This window comes from Sinorhizobium arboris LMG 14919 (assembly GCF_000427465.1).
Lineage (GTDB): Bacteria > Pseudomonadota > Alphaproteobacteria > Rhizobiales > Rhizobiaceae > Sinorhizobium > Sinorhizobium arboris.
The window spans coordinates 858871-876438 of sequence record NZ_ATYB01000014.1; the positions used below are offsets into that span (position 1 = coordinate 858871).

A 17568-nucleotide genomic window follows, 5' to 3' on the forward strand; every position below is an offset into this window, starting at 1 on the left:
AGCCACGCACTCTCCCCTCGCTCCGCTTGCGGGGGGCAAGCATCTCTCATGATCTTCTGTGGAGTTCGCCCAGACGGCCGCAGGCCTTCACTTGGCCTTGATGGTCTGCGCCATTATGGTCCGGTCCCGAAACAGGAAACGGAACGAGAGAATGGTCATGACTGCAAAGCCCATCGCCGTCATCATCGCCAGCGAAATCAAGGCGAGCGCCGCCCAGGTCGCGGCCGCCGTCGAATTGCTGGATGGCGGGGCGACCGTGCCGTTCATCGCCCGCTACCGCAAGGAAGTCACTGGCGGTCTCGACGATACGCAACTGCGTGTCCTGTCCGAGCGGCTCACCTATCTGCGCGAGCTTGAAGCGCGGCGGACGTCGATCATCGATTCGATCCGCGGCCAGGGCAAGATGACCGACGCGCTTGAAGGCAAGATCGCCGGTGCGGCCACCAAGGCGGAACTCGAAGACATCTACCTGCCCTATAAGCCGAAGCGCCGCACCAAAGCGGAGATCGCTCGCGAGCGTGGTCTGGGTGCGCTGGCCGAAGCCATACTTTCCGATCGTTCGATCGCGCCGGCCGAACGGGCGGCAGCCTTCCTCACCGCCGATGTGCCGGACGTCAAGACCGCGCTCGATGGCGCCCGCGACATCATCGCCGAGGCCATGACCGAAAACGCCGACCTTCTCGGGCGGCTGCGGAGCCACATGCGGGAAACAGCCTTCCTGCGCGCCCGGGTCGTCGACGGTAAGCAGGAGTCCGGCGCCAAATTCTCGGACTACTTCGACCACTCCGAGCGCTGGGCGACGGTGGCCGGGCACCGCGCATTGGCGATGCTGCGCGGCTGGAACGAAGAGGTCCTGTCGGTCGATATCGTGGTCGATCCGGAAGCGGCGGCTTCGCAGAGACCGACCGAGCGGATGATCGCCGCGGCCTACAATGTCGGCGACCGGTTGCCCGGCGACAGATGGCTGCTGGAGGTCATCGCCTGGACATGGCGCGTCAAGCTTTCGCTCTCGCTGTCGCTGGATCTGATGCGCGAACTGCGGGAGCGGGCCGAAGAGGAGGCCATCCGCGTCTTCGCGCGCAACCTCAAGGACCTGCTGCTCGCAGCGCCCGCGGGTTCGCGCGCGACCATGGGCCTCGACCCCGGCATCCGCACGGGCGTCAAGGTTGCCGTGGTCGACGGGACCGGCAAGCTGCTCGACACGAGCACGGTCTACCCCTTTCCGCCGAAGAACGACGTTCGCGGCGCACAGGCGGAGCTCGCGGCGCTCGTGCGCAAGCACAAGGTGGAACTGATCGCAATCGGTAACGGTACCGGTAGCCGTGAAACAGAGAAACTCGTCGCAGATATGCTCGGCGCCATGCCGGCGCCGAAGCCGACCAAGGTGATCGTGTCCGAGGCGGGCGCGTCGGTCTATTCCGCGTCCGAGACGGCGGCAGCCGAATTTCCGGGGCTCGACGTTTCCCTGCGGGGTGCGGTCTCCATCGCCCGCCGGCTGCAGGATCCGCTGGCCGAGCTCGTCAAGATCGAACCGAAATCGATCGGCGTCGGCCAGTACCAGCACGACGTCGACCAGTCGAAGCTCAGCCGTTCGCTCGATGCCGTGGTGGAGGATGCCGTGAATGCGGTCGGCGTCGATCTCAACACCGCGTCGGCGCCGCTGCTGGCGCGCGTCTCGGGGTTGGGCAAGTCCTCGGCCGAGGCGATTGTCGCGCATCGCGACGCGACGGGTCCCTTCGCCAGCCGCCAGGAGCTATTGAAAGTGCCGCGTCTCGGCGCCCGCACTTTCGAGCAGTGTGCCGGCTTCCTGCGGATTCCGAACGGTTCCGAGCCGCTCGACGCGTCGGCCGTGCATCCGGAGGCTTATGGCGTCGCCAAGAAGATCGTTGCGGCCTGCGGCCGGGACGTGCGCTCGCTCATGGGTGACACCGCCGAACTGAAAAAGCTTGATCCGCGTGTTTTCGTCGATGAGCGCTTCGGCCTTCCGACGGTCAAGGATATCCTGGCCGAACTGGAGAAACCGGGTCGCGATCCGCGCCCGAGCTTCAGGACGGCCACCTTCGCGGAGGGCGTCGACGACATCAAGGATCTGAAAGTCGGCATGCGGCTCGAGGGCACGGTGACCAATGTCGCAGCTTTCGGCGCCTTCGTCGATATCGGCGTGCACCAGGACGGCCTCGTCCACGTGTCGCAACTGGCCGACCGTTTCGTCAAGGATCCGCATGAGGTCGTCAAGGCGGGCGACGTCGTGCAGGTGCGCGTCACCGAGGTCGACGTCGCGCGCAAGCGCATCGGCCTTTCCATGCGCAAGGAGGGCGGCGCCGACACGTCCCGCGAGGCGAGGGGGGTGGCGGCGAAGGGCGGCCATCGGGGCGGTCCGGCTCGGTCGCAAACACCGCAGGAGCCGGCGCAAGGCGCGTTCGGCGCGGCGCTGATGGCGGCGATGAAGAAAAAATGAGCGAGGCCGATGGAACGGCCCCTGTGGGCGGATCGTTACCCGAGCATCGATGCTCGTGTGATGGGACGGGTTACGCTCTATAAATTAGCAAAATGACATGTAATCCCGCCTCCGTCACACTCTTCAGATGGCGACATCTCTTTGTCGCGAGAAGGTGTCGACCATCGAATGCCGGTAGGCGGCGGAACAGGTCAGCGGAAATCCTCTTCCGCCGGGACATCCCGGCGAAAGGAGGTGCGTCATGGTACGCAAAGTGGTCCGCGGCCTCTCTCTTGCCGTCCTGCTGACGGCGGCGGTGACGGCCTACCCCCATGTGGCAGATTCACAGGGCGTTGTGAATTGCGCCGAGCGATCGCAGGTCATCGAGCTGCTTACCCGGCAATATGAAGAAAAGCAGGCCGCAGTCGGGCAGATCAACCCGCAAGCGGTCATGGAACTTTATGCAGCCGACGGCGGCAGTTGGACCTTGATCGTGACGGATGTTTCCGGCCGGAGCTGCGTCGTGCTTGCCGGAAAGAGCTGGGAACAGGTCGTCCAGGTGGGTCCGAAGGCCTGAAGCCCGTGTTATGTACAGAGGGAAGCCGGCGCTGCCTCCCTCTGTCGACCATGAATGCGACGGCGTCGCCGTTCAGTCCGGTCTTCCGACGCTCGCATAGCGGAAGCCGTGCTTTGCGACCTCATCCTTGCGGTAGATATTGCGCAAGTCGACGAGCAGGGGCGTCTTCATGGTGGACCTCAAACGGTCGAAATCCAGCGCCCGGAACTCGTTCCATTCGGTGATGATCACCAGAGCATCCGCCTCGGCGGCCGCTTCATAGGGGTCGCTCGCGCAGTTCAGGCCTTCTATCAGCTTGCGCGCGTTTTCCATTCCTTCCGGGTCGTAGCCGGTGACCTGGGCGCCTGCATCCTGCAGCGCCTGGACGACCGCGATCGCCGGGCTGTCGCGCATATCGTCGGTATTCGGCTTGAAGGTCAGGCCGAGGACCGCGATCTTGGAGCCGCGGATCTCGCCGCCGGCGGCCGCGATCACCTTGCGTCCCATTGCCCTTTTGCGGTTGTCGTTGACGGCGACCGTGGTCTCCACGAGCCGCACAGGGCTGTCGTGGTCCTGCGCGGTCTTGACCAGCGCCAATGTGTCCTTGGGGAAGCAGGAGCCTCCATATCCCGGTCCGGCATGCAGGAATTTCGACCCGATGCGGCCGTCCAGTCCGATGCCGCGGGCGACGTCCTGCACATTGGCGCCGACCTTCTCGCAGAGATCGGCAATCTCGTTGATGAAGGTGATCTTCATCGCCAAAAAGGCGTTGCCGGCATATTTGATCAGTTCCGAAGTGCGGCGTGTCGTGAAGACGAGCGGCGACTGGTTGAGATAGAGCGGTCGATAGACTTCCGTCATCACCTCGCGCGCGCGCCCGTCGTTGCCGTCGACCCCAATGACGATCCGGTCGGGCCGTTTGAAATCCTCGATGGCCGCGCCTTCCCGCAGGAATTCCGGGTTGGATACGACGGCGAAGTCGGCTTCGGGGTTGGTTTCGCGGATAATGCGCTCGACCTCGTCACCGGTACCGACCGGAACCGTGGACTTGGTCACGACCACGGTGAAGCCCTGAAGATTGGCGGCGATTTCACGTGCGGCGGCGTAAACATAGGAAAGATCCGCATGGCCGTCACCGCGCCGTGACGGCGTTCCCACGGCAATGAAGACCACGTCGCTTGCGGCGACGGCGGTCTTGAGGTCGTCGGTAAAGTTCAGGCGTCCGGAAGCGACGTTGCCGGCGACGAGATGGTCCAGCCCCGGTTCGAAGATCGGAATCTGCCCCTTCCTGAGCGCCGCGATCTTGCCTTCGTCCTTGTCGACGCAGACGACCTCATGGCCGAAATCCGCAAAGCAAACGCCGGAAACAAGGCCGACATAGCCGGCGCCGATCATCGTGATTTTCATCCGCTCTTCCTTTGATTGTTCTTGAGAACGTTAGTAAATTAAGTGTTATCTAATAAAAAGATGGCATTGAACAAAATGCAAAGAAAAACCCGATTGCAACTGCGTGCGGGGGCACGCGTCTCGCATAAATATAGCTTGTTTTACCATCAGACGGCCGTCTGTGCACGACGATAATTCTGTTCATACCATTCGACGAAGCGCGCTACGCCTTCCTCGACCGAAACGGACGGCTTGAACCCGGTCAGGGCTTCGAGCAGGTCCGGCGAGGCAAAGGTGCGCGGTACGTCGCCCTGCTGCATCGGCAGCATGTTGCGGATCGCCGGACGGCCCACCGCCTTCTCGACCGTTTCGATGAAGGTCATCAACTCCACCGGCTGGCCGCCGCCGGTGTTGACGACGCGGAACGGCGCATGGCGCGAAAGCGTGTCAGTGGCCTTTTCCGGTGCCACCCGGTTCTCTTCCGAGGGTGGGATATGTGACAAGCGCACGATACTTTCGACGAGGTCGTCTATATAGGTGAAGTCCCGGCTCATCCGGCCCTCGCCATAGATGTCGATCGGGCGGCCATTGTGGATGGCGTCGACGAACTTGAAGAGCGCCATGTCCGGCCGCCCCCAGGGACCGTAAACGGTGAAGAAGCGGAAGGCGGTGGTCGGCACCCTGTAGAGATGTGCATAGCTGTGCGCCATCAATTCCATCGACTTCTTGGTCGCGGCATAAAGCGTCATCGGTTCGTCTGCCCGGTCGGCTTCGGCAAACGGAATCTTCTCATTGGCGCCGTAGATCGAAGAGGTGGAGGCGAGCATCAGGTGCTTCGGGTTGATCGCCTTGGCGAGTTCGAGCATGTTCCACGACCCGACGAGATTCGAATCCACATAGGCTTTCGGGTTTTCGAGGCTGTAGCGAACACCCGCCTGAGCGGCGAGGTGGATAATGACTTCCGGTTCGGCAAGCTCCGCCGCCCGGTCGAGTGCGGCCCGGTCCTCGAGCATAGCCGTCACCGCCTTGAAGCCGTTGGAGCGCTGGAGGATCGCGTGCCGGCGCTCCTTCAGCATCACGTCGTAATAGGGTGTCATTCCGTCGAATCCGACGACGAAATGCCCCTCGTCGATCAGCCGCTTTGCAACATGAAAACCGATGAAACCTGCAGTGCCGGTAATGAGGTAACGCACGACGATTTCCCCCAGTTTGCCCACTCGACCGTTCATACGCAGAAAGCCGGGCGATGAAAAGTCAAATCCGTCACTCGCGCGGCTCGTCCAGGTCACGCTGGAGGGCTGTCAGAACGGAGATTGCGTGGCCGGCATACTGGCTGATCCAGCGATTGTGAATGGCCTGAATCGGTAAGGCGTTCAGGTGGTTCCACCGCTCGCGGCCCTCGCGTCTGACGAGAACGAGATCGGCCTCTTCAAGGACCTTCAAGTGCTGCATGACCGTGCAGCGATCGAGGTTCGGGAAACGCTCGCAGAGCATGCCCGTCGTTTGCGGCTCCTCCTTCAGCGCGTCGAGCATCTGTCGGCGCAGGCCGTTGGCCAAGGCCTTGAAAACCCCATCGTCTTTCGAATCGTTTGACATGTTATATTTTTATAACATATTGTTGACCGATACAATCATGAGGAGGACGTCATGACTTTCGAATTTCGTGTGAACGGACGGATTGCCCGTCCCGTCGAGCAGGTTTTCGACGCGGTGGTAAATCCGGATCAGCTCAGCCGCTATTTCGTCACGCTCGGCGGCATCAGCGGTCCGCTGGTCGCCGGCGCCATCGTGACGTGGTGGGGCGAGGTCCCCGTCAAGGTCGAGGCCGTGGAGCCTAACGAGCGGATCGTCTTTTGCTGGGATGCCATGATCGGTGAAGGCGAGTCTCCCTACCAAACGCGGGTCGAAATGCGCTTTCAGCCGCTCGACGACGGCGCCACCATGGTGACGATCGCCGAGAGCGGCTGGCGGGAAAACGAACAGGGGCAGAAGAGCTCCTACCTCAATTGCGAGGGCTGGTCGCAGATGCTCGCCTGTATGAAGGCCTGGGTCGAATACGGCATCAATTTGCGGGAGGGCTATTATGTGAGCGAACTCTCCGGCAAGCCGGCACTCGAACCGCAGGTTTAGGAGGGGGCGATGTCGACCGAAATCAAGGGCGGTATCAACATCGCCATGAAAGTTCCGAGCCATCAATATGAAGCGGTGATCGCCTTCTACCGCGACGTCGTCGGTCTCCCGCCTTTCGACGAAAAGGCACCGGCGAAAGGCTTCGTTCTCGGTCCCAACCGTTTGTGGATAGACGAAGCGCCGCATTGCAGCCAGGCAGAAATATGGCTGGAGCTGTTCACCGAAGATCACAGGGCAGCCCTCGATCGCCTGGCAGCGCACGATGTCGTGCGCTGCGATCAGGTCGAGGAACTGGGCGAGGGCTTCCGCGGCGGATGGATCATGAACCCCGCCAATATCGTGCACCTCGTGCGCGAGCCGGACGCCTGGTAAGCGTTCTAGAACGAAAGCGAACCGCTGCCGTCGGCGGCGGTCGACATCGGTGCATCCGTCGGTTGGCTCATCGGCGGTTCCGCCTGGAGCACGACGACGCGCGAGCCCTCCGGCACGCGGCCGTAAAGGTCGATGATGTCAGGGTTGAACAGGCGGATGCAGCCGCTCGAAACCGCCTTGCCGATCGACCAGGCCTCCGTGGTGCCGTGGATGCGGAACAGCGTGTCGCGGTTTCCCTGATACAGATAGAGCGCGCGCGGTCCGAGCGGATTTCGGAGGCCGGGGTCCATGCCTCCCGCGAGCGGTCCGTAGCGTTCCGGTTCGCGCGCGACCATGTCGGACGTCGGCGTCCAGCGCGGCCATTCCGCCTTGCGGCCGACGCGCGCCTCTCCCTCGAACTCCAATCCGGCCTTACCCACGCCAATGCCGTAACGAAGCGCCATGCCTCCGCCCTGCACCAGATAGAGAAAGCGATTCTCCGTGTCGATGACGACCGTACCAGGCGGCTCATGGGTGACGTAAGACACCTGTTGCCGCAGAAAACGCGGCTCGACCTTGCGGATGTCGGTGGCCTGTAGGGGGAACCGCTCGTCCGGCTTCGCCGCGTACATCGCCACGAAATAAGGATCCGGCCCCTTTTGCTGCACCTGCTGACTGTTGCTAACGCAACCCGCGAGCGCAGCGGAGAGGGCCACAACTGCGCAAAGCTGCATCAGGCGGCTGGCGCGATTCCCGAACACACACATAATCGAACTGTTCCTGCTGCATTGTTTCTGAGGAGGTGGTTCACGTCTAAGGCCTGGCAACCTGCATTGAAAGACGTCGCAATGCGGCAAAAACGACAGGAGAATGCAGCGCACCGCAAGTGTAGCGGAAAGGCGACAGTTTGCTTCGGCCGCATCCGTCCGGGCCCGATAACGCTGGTCCTTTCTCGCTTGATCCTCTTTCCGCCACGGGTGTATGCCTCTTCCATGCAATGGAGCGATGAAGCCATAATTCTCGGTATCCGGCGGCATGGCGAAAGCTCTGTCATCGCGGAAGTGATGACGCCGGGGCACGGGCGGCATCTCGGGCTCGTGCGCTCGGGCCGCTCGCGTGCGATGCAGCCGGTGCTGCAGCCGGGCAATTCCGTGGAGGTGATCTGGCGGGCGAGACTCGACGAGCATCTCGGCGAATTCCGTGTCGAGCCGCTGCAATTGCGCGCCGCGAGGCTGATAGAGACGGCAACCTCCGTTTACGGAATTCAGGCGCTTGGCGCGCTCTTGCGGCTTCTGCCGGAGCGCGACCCGCATCCCCATCTGTACGAGGCGCTCGCCGTCATCGTGGATCATCTCCAGGATCCGGCGGACGCCGGTGAATTGTTCGTGCGCTTCGAACTCGCGGTGCTGAACGATCTCGGTTTCGGACTGGACCTTTCCGAGTGCGCGGCAACGGGCGCGCGCGACGAACTGGTCTTTGTGTCTCCGAAATCGGGGCGCGCGGTCTGTCGCGAAGCCGGTGCTCCTTACGCCGAGCGCATGCTTGTCCTTCCGGATTTCCTTTCGGGAGCAAGCAAAGCTGCCGATCACCAAAGTCTGGCGGCCGCCTTCCGCCTCACCGCCTATTTCCTCAACCGTCATGTTTACGAGCCGCGAGGCATTGACGCTGCGTCGGCGCGGGACGGTTTCGTCCACGCGACGCTGAAAGCCCTGAAGGCCGCCTCGCCGGCGTAACGATTGTTTCGCTCCCTGTGACGAGCACAGCGATGAGGCCGGGAGGAAAGGTGCTGCCGCAAAGCGGCATCCCGGCAGTGGTGATGATGCGGCGGTTGTACTTGCCGTCGACCGGCTGCCACTTCGTTGACGACGACCCGGTCGCGATGCCCAAAGCCGTGTAGGCCTCAGATGTCAGGCGCAGGATATTTTCGGCGACCGTTTCGCGCTAACGTTGCCGAATCGACCATGATGACGCCGGGGGAACGGATGCTCGAGGCCATAGCTCTTCTAGCCTTTGTGATGGCGCTCGCCGCTTTCCTCGGCGGCCGCAGGACGGCCGAGCGGCTTGAAGGCGAAATCGAAAGTCTGAAGACGGAAATCGCCCGGCTCGCGAGGGAAGGGGCGGCAGCGCCTGCGGAGGACCTCGCATCCGCCACTCCGCCAGAGATTGACGTTACAGCCGCTGCCGAGTCGGAGGCAAAAGCCGACGGTCCTTGGGCACGGGCGCGGCAGGACGCGCGTGCCGCTGCTGACGAAGCGAGGGGCACTGCGCAGAGCGCCCCGCCAGACGAGGAGATCGCGGCGCCGGCGACGCCCTTCGCTGCGGCAGAACCGACCGAGAGCCTGGAGAGCCGGATCGGCGGGCGATGGCCGGTCTGGGTCGGCGGCCTGGCGCTGGCGCTGGGCGGCTATTTTCTCGTGCAGTATTCGATCGAGGCCGGGCTTTTGAGCCCGGCGGTCCGCCTGATGCTTGCCGCCGTTTTCGGATTCGTGCTCGCAATAGCCGGCGAGGTGATCCGGCGCCGCGCCGTGCCTGCCATCGCCGACCGGTACCGCAATGCGATGATCCCCGGCGTGCTGACCGCCGCCGGTGCGGTCACGCTCTTCGGTGTCGTCTATGCGGCCTATGGTATTTACGATTTCATCGGCACCGGCTCCGCCTTCGTCCTGCTGGCGCTGGTTTCTCTTGCCACCGTCGGGCTCTCGCTGCTGCATGGCCAGGCGCTCGCCGGCCTCGGCCTTCTGGCATCGCTTCTGACGCCGCTCTTCGTGTCGAGCGGAGAGCCGCGTCCGTGGGTGTTGTTCGGCTTCCTCGCGGTCGCCTGGCTCGCCACGCTCGCCGCGTCGCGCCTGCGGCGCTGGACGGTGGTGCCGACTCTTGCCAATGCCGGCCTTGGCCTTTGGGGGCTTGCCTATGTAGCGCTCGCCGCACCTTTCGAAGCGCCTCCGGTCACCTTCGCGCTCCTGGTGATGATAGCCGGTGTCGCGCTGATCTGGCCGGGGCGTGCCCGGACGGATGAAGCGAGCGGAACGACGGCCGCCGCAATGGATGCGACTGCGCCGGGTGCATGGGAGAGCCTCTTCAAACCGCCGCACGCCGGCATCGCCATTTCGGCGGCGCTCGTGACCACCGCTCTCGCGCTCCTGTTCATCAGCCCCGCAGTAGACGCTGCGCGCTTCCCGGTGAGCGAATTTGCGATCGTCATCGCGGCGCTGGCGGCGGCAGGGTCTTTGAGGGCGACGGCAGTCTATCCGGCACTGCTCGCCGGCTTCGGCGCCATCGCCGGCACCTGGAGCCTGACCGCGCTCAGCGGTGTGCTTGCCTATCTCGATCCGTCATTTGCCGATTTGCCGCCTCAGATCGTCGTCCCCGGTCGCACGGCCATGCTGACCGCCATGACGCTGTCGGCGCTCTTCGTCCTTCTCGGCGCCTTCGTCCTTGCCCGCCGCCGGGCGGGAGGGCGGCAATTCGCAGCCCTTTGGGCGGGCATGGCCGCCGTGGTGCCGAATGCGCTTCTGGCCATGTCGTTCGTGATGACAGGCAATTTCGCCTTCGACCTGCCGCATGGCCTCGCTGCGTTCGCCGGCGGGCTGTTCCTTCTCGGGCTAGTCGAATGGCTCTATCGCCGGAGCGCCGGGGCAGGCAATACCGATGTCGATGGGGGGCTGCTGGCGCTCGGCTCATTCGGCCTCTTCGTCATCGGGCTTCATGCCTGGACCGACGGCTTGGTGACCACCCTGGCGATCGCGCTCCTTGGTGCCGGATACAGCTTCGCGACGCGTCTGCGCTCCTGGCCGGTTCTTCCCTGGGTAACGGTGGCCGGCGGGGTCGTCGTTCTCGCGCGAATTGCCTGGGAGCCGACGATCGTCGGGCCGAGCAGTCTCGGAACGACGCCCGTCTTCAACGGGCTGCTCCCGGGCTACGGCATCCCGGCACTGTTGCTCGTCGCCTCCGCCTATTTTCTGCGGGCTTGGCCGGACCTGCGCGTACGAAACCTGCTGCAGGCGCTCGCAAGCCTCTTCGTCCTGTTGACGCTTGCAATGCTCGTGCGCCATGCAATGAACCGCGGCGTGCTCGACAGCTCCGTTCCGACGCTTGGCGAACAGGCGATCTACACCCTCCTCGCCATCGGCGCTTCGGGAATATTCATGACGCTCGACGGAAGGTCGCCGAGCCCGGTGTTCCGCTACGGAGGTATGGCGCTTGGCGTTTTGTCCATGCTCTCCGTGCTCGGGGCGCATCTTGTCGGCCTGAACCCCTATTTCAGCGGAGAACTGCTCGGAAGCGTTCCCTTCTTCGATCTGCTCCTCATCGGCTATCTGCTGCCCGCCATCGGCTATTTCGGGCTTGCGTGGTATGCACGCGGCCGACGGCCGCAGCCCTATGTCGTGGCGCTCGCCGTCAGCGGCGCCATCCTTGCCTTCACCTGGGCCACCTTAAGCGTTCGCCGCTTCTGGCAGGGCCAGAACGTTGCCGACTGGAAGGGATTCCTCCAGGGCGAAACCTACACCTATTCGGTCGTGTGGCTCGTGCTCGGCGTTCTGCTGCTCGTGGCCGGCTCGCGTCTCGACGCAAAGAGCATCCGGATTGCTTCGGCGGTTCTCGTCTTCGTCGCGGTGCTCAAGGTCTTCCTGGTCGACATGTCCAATCTTGAAGGCTTCCTGCGGGCGCTGTCTTTCATCGGCCTCGGCGCCGTACTGATCGGCATCGGGCTCTTCTATCAAAGGATATTGTCGGGCAGCGCTGGAAGCGGGGGTCAGCGGGCATGACCCGGCTCTCCGCACTGACAGCCGCATTCGCTCCTCACGACCGTCTGGCCGTGGAACTCCTTCCGCATGCCTTTGCCGCCGATGACGGCTCGCATGACGCCTCGCACCTCATTCGCGTCTGGAAAAACGCTGCCCGCATCCAGTCGGAGGAGGGCGGCGACACGCGCCGGCTCGCCGCCGCCGTGCTGCTGCATGACTGCGTTTCAGTCGAAAAGAACTCTCCGTTGCGGGCCGAGGCGTCGCGGCTGGCGGCGGAAAAGGCGTCCGAAATCCTCGGCGGCCTCGGCTGGTGCGCGGCGGAGATTTCATCCGTAGCGCATGCCATTCTGACGCACAGCTTTTCGGCCAATCTCGCACCGGAAACGCTGGAGGCGAAAATCCTGCAGGATGCGGATCGCCTGGACGCCATCGGCATGGTCGGCGCCGCGCGTTGCTTCTACATAGCCGGACGCATGGGCAGCGCCCTCTACGATCCGCTTGATCCCCTGGCCGAGGAGCGGCCGCTCGACGACAAGGCTTTCGCTATTGATCACTTCGAAACGAAGCTCTTCCGTCTCTCCGGCGGCTTCCAGACCGGAGCGGGGCGGCGTCTGGCCCTGGAACGCGAAGCCCGGCTGCGCAGCATGCTTGCCATGATGCTCGATGAAATCTAAATCCTTCAAAGGTTTATCGCGGCCGCATGAATCATTTTGCGAGCGCGCTGAATCAATTCCTCAATATGGAACCTCTGTGATGAAAGTGATCGGCCTCAACATCCATCCCTTGAAGAGCGGCCGTGCGGTGCCGCAAACGGCCGTGACCGTCAATCTCGACGGGGTAGCCGGCGACCGGCGCTTCATGCTGACCGGACCCGATGGACATTTCATCACCCAGCGCGAATTGCAGGCGCTGGCGCAAGTCGAGGCGGAGCATGTCGAGGGCGGCGTGCGCCTCAGGATGAAGGGCGAGGAGCTCTCCGTCCGCTTCGACCCGAATGACCGCCTCGACATTCGGGTCTGGTCGAGCGACGTCAATGCGGCCGTCGCAAGTGAGGCGGCCAATGAAGTGCTTTCCGGCTGGTTCGGCCGCCCCGTCAAGCTCGTCCATATGGACGACAAAGCCGAGCGGCTCGTCGGCGCCGAATGGGCGGGAACGGCGGCGCCCGTCGGATTCGCTGACGGCTTCCCGGTTCTCGTCACGACGACGGGCTCGCTCGCCGACCTCAACCGCACCCTGCTCGAGAAGGGGCAGGAACCGGTCGGCATGGAACGCTTCCGCACCAATATCCTCATCGATTGCGATGAGCCTTGGGCAGAAGATCTTTGGGAAAGCATCGAGATCTCGGGCATCATCTTCGATCTGGTCAAGCCCTGTGCCCGGTGCATCATGACCACCCAGGATCAAACGACCGGCGAACGTACGGGCGGCAACCCGATCCAGGGTCTTTCGGAGAAGCGCATGTCTGCGGACAGACGCGTTCCCGGCGTGCTCTTCGGCTGGAACGCCGTGCCGCGCGGCGAGGGAATCCTCGGCCTCGGTGATGCGGTCGAGGTCGTGCGCCGCAATGAGCGTTGGCCGATGAAGCTGCGTTCCGCCGGCTGAGACGGGTCCGCAGGAACGCGGCTGCGGCCGGCGCATCAATTCCTGTGATCGCATCGTCAATTTAATTGGCTTCCCCCGAAGCAGGCGCCGCCATAGGATGGCCCCTCATCATCAGGAGCTTGCCCATGTCCGCCGTTTCTTCTGCAGTCAGCCGTCCGGTCGAGCGCAGCGGCCTGCCGTGGCTCATCATCGTCGCCGGCTCGATCATCGCGATGCTGACGTTCGGTCCGCGCTCCGCCATGGGATTCTTCCAACTGCCGATGCTCGCCGAAAAGGGCTGGGACCGAACGACTTTCGGCCTCGCAATGGCATTTCAAAATCTGTGCTGGGGACTTGGCCAGCCGTTCTTCGGCGCGATCGCCGACAAGTTCGGCACCTGGCGCGTGCTTGCGCTCTCCGGACTCGTCTACGCCGCGGGACTCATCCTGATGGCCTTCGCGGATGCGCCGATCTGGCTGCATATCGGCGGCGGCGTGTTGGTCGGTCTGGGCGTTGCGTCCGGCTCCTTCGGCATTGTGCTTTCCGCCTTTGCGCGCAACGTCGCGCCCGAGCAGCGCTCACTCGCTTTCGGCATAGGCACCGCTGCCGGCTCGGCCGGCATGTTCCTCTTCGCGCCGCTGAGCCAAGGCCTCATCTCCGCCTATGGCTGGTCTGACAGTCTCGTCTATCTCGGCCTCCTGATGCTGCTTGTTCCGCTCTTTGCGATTCCGCTGCGCGGCAATGCCGCGTCCGGACGCCAGTCCGAGGCATTGTACAAGCAGACGGTCAGCGAAGCGCTCAAGGAAGCACTCGGCCACAAGAGCTATCTTCTGCTCGTCTCAGGTTTCTTCGTCTGCGGCTATCAGGTCGCTTTCATCACGGCCCATTTCCCGGCCTATATCGGCGATATCGGCATCGATGCGCGCTATGCGGTAATCGCACTGGCATTGATAGGCTTCTTCAACATCATCGGCTCGTTTTCGGCCGGCATCATCGGCCAGCGCTATTCGAAACCCTATTTCCTGGCGCTCATCTATCTGGCCCGTTCAGTCGCCGTCTCGGCCTTCCTGCTGCTGCCGCAGACGCCGACATCGGTCATCGTCTTCGCGGTCGTCATGGGTCTCTTGTGGCTCTCGACGGTGCCGCCGACCAATGGACTGGTGGCGATCATGTTCGGAACGCGGCACCTCGGCCTGCTCGGCGGCATCGTCTTCCTGTCGCATCAGATCGGTTCATTCCTGGGCGTATGGATGGGCGGCTATCTCTACGACCAATTCGGCTCTTACGATCCCGTCTGGTGGGTGGGTGTGGCACTCGGTATCTTCGCAGCCATCGTTCACTGGCCGATCGAAGAGCGTGCCGTCGCCCGTCCGGCATTGGCCTGACGACAAAAAAATGTTCGATGCGCCCGTCATAAGCGGGCGCATTGTTTCTCCCTTACGAACTTGAAATCTGTCACAAAACTTTCTAAATCAGTTTCGGCGGCTCAGCCGCTTTTGTTTTGCGCCAATTATGCTCATTTTGAGCATAATTCGCGGTTTGCCGGAAACGGCGAGAGAGGAGAGCCCGATGACAACTCTTGACCTTCGCAAGGAGGCGGCCCCCGCTAAAGCCTTCGTGAGCGCTGCGGAACGCTTCGGCGTCATCGAGAAGCCGAACCTCGCCTTCACTCCGGCCATCGCCCGCGAGACCGAGCATCTTTACGAAAAGGTCAAGGACTTCATTCCGGCGTTCGAGTGGGCGGCCTACGCGCCCTATGTCCATGCGATCAACCGGCTGAAGAAAGAGCGCAATGCGGTCATCCTGGCCCACAATTACCAGACGCCGGATATTTTTCACTGCGTGGCTGATATCGTCGGCGATTCACTTCAGCTTGCCCGCGACGCCACGAAGGTCGACGCGCAGATCATCGTTCAGTGCGGCGTGCACTTCATGGCTGAGACCTCGAAGCTGCTCAATCCGGAAAAGACCGTGCTCATTCCGGACGCGAGAGCAGGATGCTCGCTTTCCGAGTCGATCACCGGGGCAGATGTGCGGCTCCTCAGACAACGCTATCCGGGCGTACCGGTCGTCACCTACGTCAACACCTCGGCCGACGTGAAGGCGGAAACCGATATCTGCTGCACCTCCTCCAATGTGCTTGCGGTGGTCGAAAGCCTCGACTCCGATAGGGTACTGTGCATTCCGGACGAATATCTGGCGATGAACGTGGCGCGCCAGACGAACAAGAAGATCCTGACGTGGAAAGGCCATTGCGAAGTGCACGAGCGCTTCACGGCAGCCGAGCTCCTCGCCTACAAGGAAGCCAATCCCGGTATCGAGATCGTCGGCCATCCGGAATGCCACCCGGATGTCATCGCCGTGTGCGACTTCTCCGGTTCCACTTCGGGCATGATCAATTACGTCAAGGATAAGCGGCCGCAACGGGTGCTGCTGGTGACGGAATGCTCGATGGCGTCCAACATCCAGGCGGAGGTCAATGACGTCGATTTCGTCAAGCCCTGCAATCTGTGTCCGCATATGAAGCGTATCACGCTGCCGAAGATCCTCGACAGCCTGCTTAACATGACGGAGGAGGTTCTGGTCGATCCGGCGATCGCCGACCGCGCGCGCCTGGCGGTCGAGCGCATGGTGAACCTCAAGCAGTAATCGATCCGCCGGAGTTGTTCCGGGAGGCATGCCGAGGCATGCAGGGTTCAAAATAGGACGCGCGGCGCCGCTGTCTGGAGGAGTACCGAGCCATGCTGACCGACCATTTTCGTCCGCAGTCTTTCAACGGGATCGATGACATCGTCATCGTCGGCGGCGGCCTTGCCGGGCTTTTCTGCGCGCTGAAACTGGCGCCGCGTCCCGTCACGATCCTCGCCGCCGCACCGATCGGCTACGGCGCCTCCTCGGCCTGGGCGCAAGGCGGGATCGCCGCGGCGATGAGCAAGGGCGACACATTCGAAAAGCATGTCGCCGACACGCTCGCGGCGGGCGCCGGCATCGTCGACGAGAAGATGACCCGGATGATGGTCGCAGAGGGTCCGGCTCGCATCCATGACCTGCTCGAATTCGGGGTGCCCTTCGACCGCGATCTCGAGGGCAAGCTCCTGCTTTCGCGCGAAGCTGCGCATTCCGAGCGGCGCATCGTCCGCGTCAAGGGCGACATGGCAGGAAAGTCGATCATGGAGGCGCTGATTGCCGCGGTGCGCAACACCCCGTCTATCCGGGTGATCGAGGGTTACGTGGTCGAGGAACTGGTGCGCGAGGGCCGGTTCATTTCCGGCGTCATCGCACGGCCGGATGCCGGCCAGTCGAAGAGCCGCGTTTCCTTCCCAGCGCGCGCCGTCGTGCTTTGCTCGGGCGGCGTCGGGCATCTCTACGCCGTCACCACCAATCCCTGGGAGGCATGCGGCCAGGGCGTCGGCATGGCGGCGCGGGCGGGCGCCATCATTGCCGATCCCGAATTCGTCCAGTTTCATCCGACCGCGATAGACATCGGCAAGGACCCGGCGCCGCTGGCGACCGAGGCGTTGCGCGGCGATGGCGCCGTCCTGATCAATTCGGAAGGCCATCGTTTCATGCTCGACATTCATCCCGATGGAGAGCTCGCGCCGCGCGATGTCGTTTCGCGTGGTGTTTTCGCGGAAGTGCAAGCCGGACGCGGCGCCTTCCTCGACTGCACCAAGGCCGTCGGCAAACATTTCCCCGAGATGTTCCCGACCGTCTACGCTTCGTGCATCGCAGCGGGCATCGATCCGGTAAGGCAGCCGATCCCCGTCACGCCTGCCGTGCACTACCACATGGGCGGCGTGCTGACGGACGGGGAGGGGCGGACCTCCATCGACGGCCTGTGGGCGGCGGGCGAAGTGACGTCGACCGGCGTTCACGGCGCGAACCGCCTTGCGTCGAATTCCTTGCTGGAGGCGGTCGTCTTCGCGGCGCGCATCGCGGAAAACATCAAGGGAAGCTTGCCGGCTCCGAAGCTGACCCCCTGGGGCGACAACGCCGGCGAGAACGATGATCCGGTGACGGTCGAAGACAGCCCGCCTTTCAAAGTGCTGCGGCAATTGATGAGCGACTGCGTCGGGGTCGTGCGTACGCGCGAAAGCCTGACGCGCGCCATCCGGGGAATCGCGGAACTCGAGCGGACCAACAGGCGCCTGCGCTTCGCCAATATCGCAACCACGGCCAAGCTCATCGCGATCGCCGCGCTGCAGCGGACGGAAAGCCGCGGCGGTCATTTTCGAGCCGATAGCCCGGAGGAGCGGCCGGAATGGCGGCGGCGAACCTACCTGACGCTCGCCCAGGCGGAGCGTCTGGCCGCGGAAGTGACCGAGAGCGAGCCGGCATGACGGCGCCAAACGCACAAGATTGGAATATTCTAACCGCAGGAA

The 17568-nt window shown here is 63.3% G+C and carries 15 protein-coding genes; 11 read left to right on the forward strand and 4 right to left on the reverse strand.

What is annotated here, in order from left to right:
• The first annotated feature begins 151 nt into the window (after nt 1-151).
• Both SINAR_RS0115180 and SINAR_RS0115185 read left to right on the forward strand, forming a co-directional pair.
• Nucleotides 152-2458 (forward strand): Tex family protein, encoded by a 2307-nt coding sequence (locus SINAR_RS0115180; RefSeq protein ID WP_027999894.1) that lies wholly within the window; start codon nt 152-154, stop codon nt 2456-2458.
• 241 nt (nt 2459-2699) lie between these two features.
• Nucleotides 2700-3014: a hypothetical protein gene (locus SINAR_RS0115185; protein WP_027999895.1), complete on the forward strand. Its 315-nt coding sequence runs from the start codon at nt 2700-2702 to the stop codon at nt 3012-3014.
• A gap of 72 nt (nt 3015-3086) precedes the next feature.
• Here the strand turns inward: SINAR_RS0115185 and rkpK are convergent, their stop codons facing one another.
• The 3 genes from rkpK to SINAR_RS0115200 form a co-directional block, all read right to left on the reverse strand.
• Nucleotides 3087-4400, reverse strand: coding sequence for a UDP-glucose 6-dehydrogenase (gene rkpK, locus SINAR_RS0115190; protein WP_027999896.1), 1314 nt, complete (start codon nt 4398-4400; stop codon nt 3087-3089).
• Between the two features lie 146 nt (nt 4401-4546).
• Nucleotides 4547-5572 carry an NAD-dependent epimerase gene (locus tag SINAR_RS0115195; protein ID WP_027999897.1) on the reverse strand — a complete coding sequence of 342 codons (1026 nt, stop codon included), beginning with the start codon at nt 5570-5572 and terminating at the stop codon, nt 4547-4549.
• Nucleotides 5573-5642: 70 nt separating this feature from the next.
• Nucleotides 5643-5975 carry an ArsR/SmtB family transcription factor gene (locus SINAR_RS0115200; RefSeq protein WP_027999898.1) on the reverse strand — a complete coding sequence of 111 codons (333 nt, stop codon included), beginning with the start codon at nt 5973-5975 and terminating at the stop codon, nt 5643-5645.
• A 51-nt stretch (nt 5976-6026) separates the two neighbouring features.
• On the opposite strand from SINAR_RS0115200, the gene SINAR_RS0115205 reads away from it, so the two are divergent.
• On the forward strand, nt 6027-6509 hold the full coding sequence (locus SINAR_RS0115205) for an SRPBCC domain-containing protein (RefSeq protein ID WP_027999899.1): 483 nt from the start codon (nt 6027-6029) through the stop codon (nt 6507-6509).
• Nucleotides 6510-6518: 9 nt separating this feature from the next.
• The gene (locus tag SINAR_RS0115210) at nt 6519-6881 is read left to right on the forward strand and encodes a glyoxalase/bleomycin resistance/dioxygenase family protein (protein WP_027999900.1); all 363 of its coding nucleotides are present in this window, start codon (nt 6519-6521) and stop codon (nt 6879-6881) included.
• 5 nt (nt 6882-6886) lie between these two features.
• On the opposite strand, the gene SINAR_RS0115215 is transcribed toward SINAR_RS0115210, so the two are convergent.
• A complete protein-coding gene (locus SINAR_RS0115215; RefSeq protein WP_027999901.1) occupies nt 6887-7627 on the reverse strand; it encodes a L,D-transpeptidase in 741 nt (246 codons plus the stop codon).
• Nucleotides 7628-7852: 225 nt separating this feature from the next.
• On the opposite strand from SINAR_RS0115215, the gene recO reads away from it, so the two are divergent.
• The 7 genes from recO (at nt 7853) to SINAR_RS0115255 (ending at nt 17526) form a co-directional block, all read left to right on the forward strand.
• Nucleotides 7853-8593 carry a DNA repair protein RecO gene (gene recO, locus SINAR_RS0115220; RefSeq protein ID WP_150823945.1) on the forward strand — a complete coding sequence of 247 codons (741 nt, stop codon included), beginning with the start codon at nt 7853-7855 and terminating at the stop codon, nt 8591-8593.
• Between the two features lie 249 nt (nt 8594-8842).
• Nucleotides 8843-11626 (forward strand): DUF2339 domain-containing protein, encoded by a 2784-nt coding sequence (locus tag SINAR_RS0115230; protein WP_027999903.1) that lies wholly within the window; start codon nt 8843-8845, stop codon nt 11624-11626.
• Nucleotides 11623-12279: an HD domain-containing protein gene (locus SINAR_RS0115235; RefSeq protein WP_027999904.1), complete on the forward strand. Its 657-nt coding sequence runs from the start codon at nt 11623-11625 to the stop codon at nt 12277-12279. The genes SINAR_RS0115230 and SINAR_RS0115235 overlap by 4 nt, the downstream gene beginning before the upstream one ends.
• Before the next feature lie 79 nt (nt 12280-12358).
• Entirely contained in the window at nt 12359-13207 is an 849-nt protein-coding gene (locus SINAR_RS0115240; RefSeq protein WP_027999905.1) for an MOSC domain-containing protein, read from the forward strand.
• A gap of 125 nt (nt 13208-13332) precedes the next feature.
• Nucleotides 13333-14571: an MFS transporter gene (locus tag SINAR_RS0115245; protein ID WP_027999906.1), complete on the forward strand. Its 1239-nt coding sequence runs from the start codon at nt 13333-13335 to the stop codon at nt 14569-14571.
• Between the two features lie 184 nt (nt 14572-14755).
• On the forward strand, nt 14756-15835 hold the full coding sequence (nadA, locus tag SINAR_RS0115250; RefSeq protein WP_027999907.1) for a quinolinate synthase NadA: 1080 nt from the start codon (nt 14756-14758) through the stop codon (nt 15833-15835).
• 92 nt (nt 15836-15927) lie between these two features.
• Nucleotides 15928-17526: an L-aspartate oxidase gene (locus SINAR_RS0115255; RefSeq protein WP_027999908.1), complete on the forward strand. Its 1599-nt coding sequence runs from the start codon at nt 15928-15930 to the stop codon at nt 17524-17526.
• Nucleotides 17527-17568: the final 42 nt, after the last annotated feature.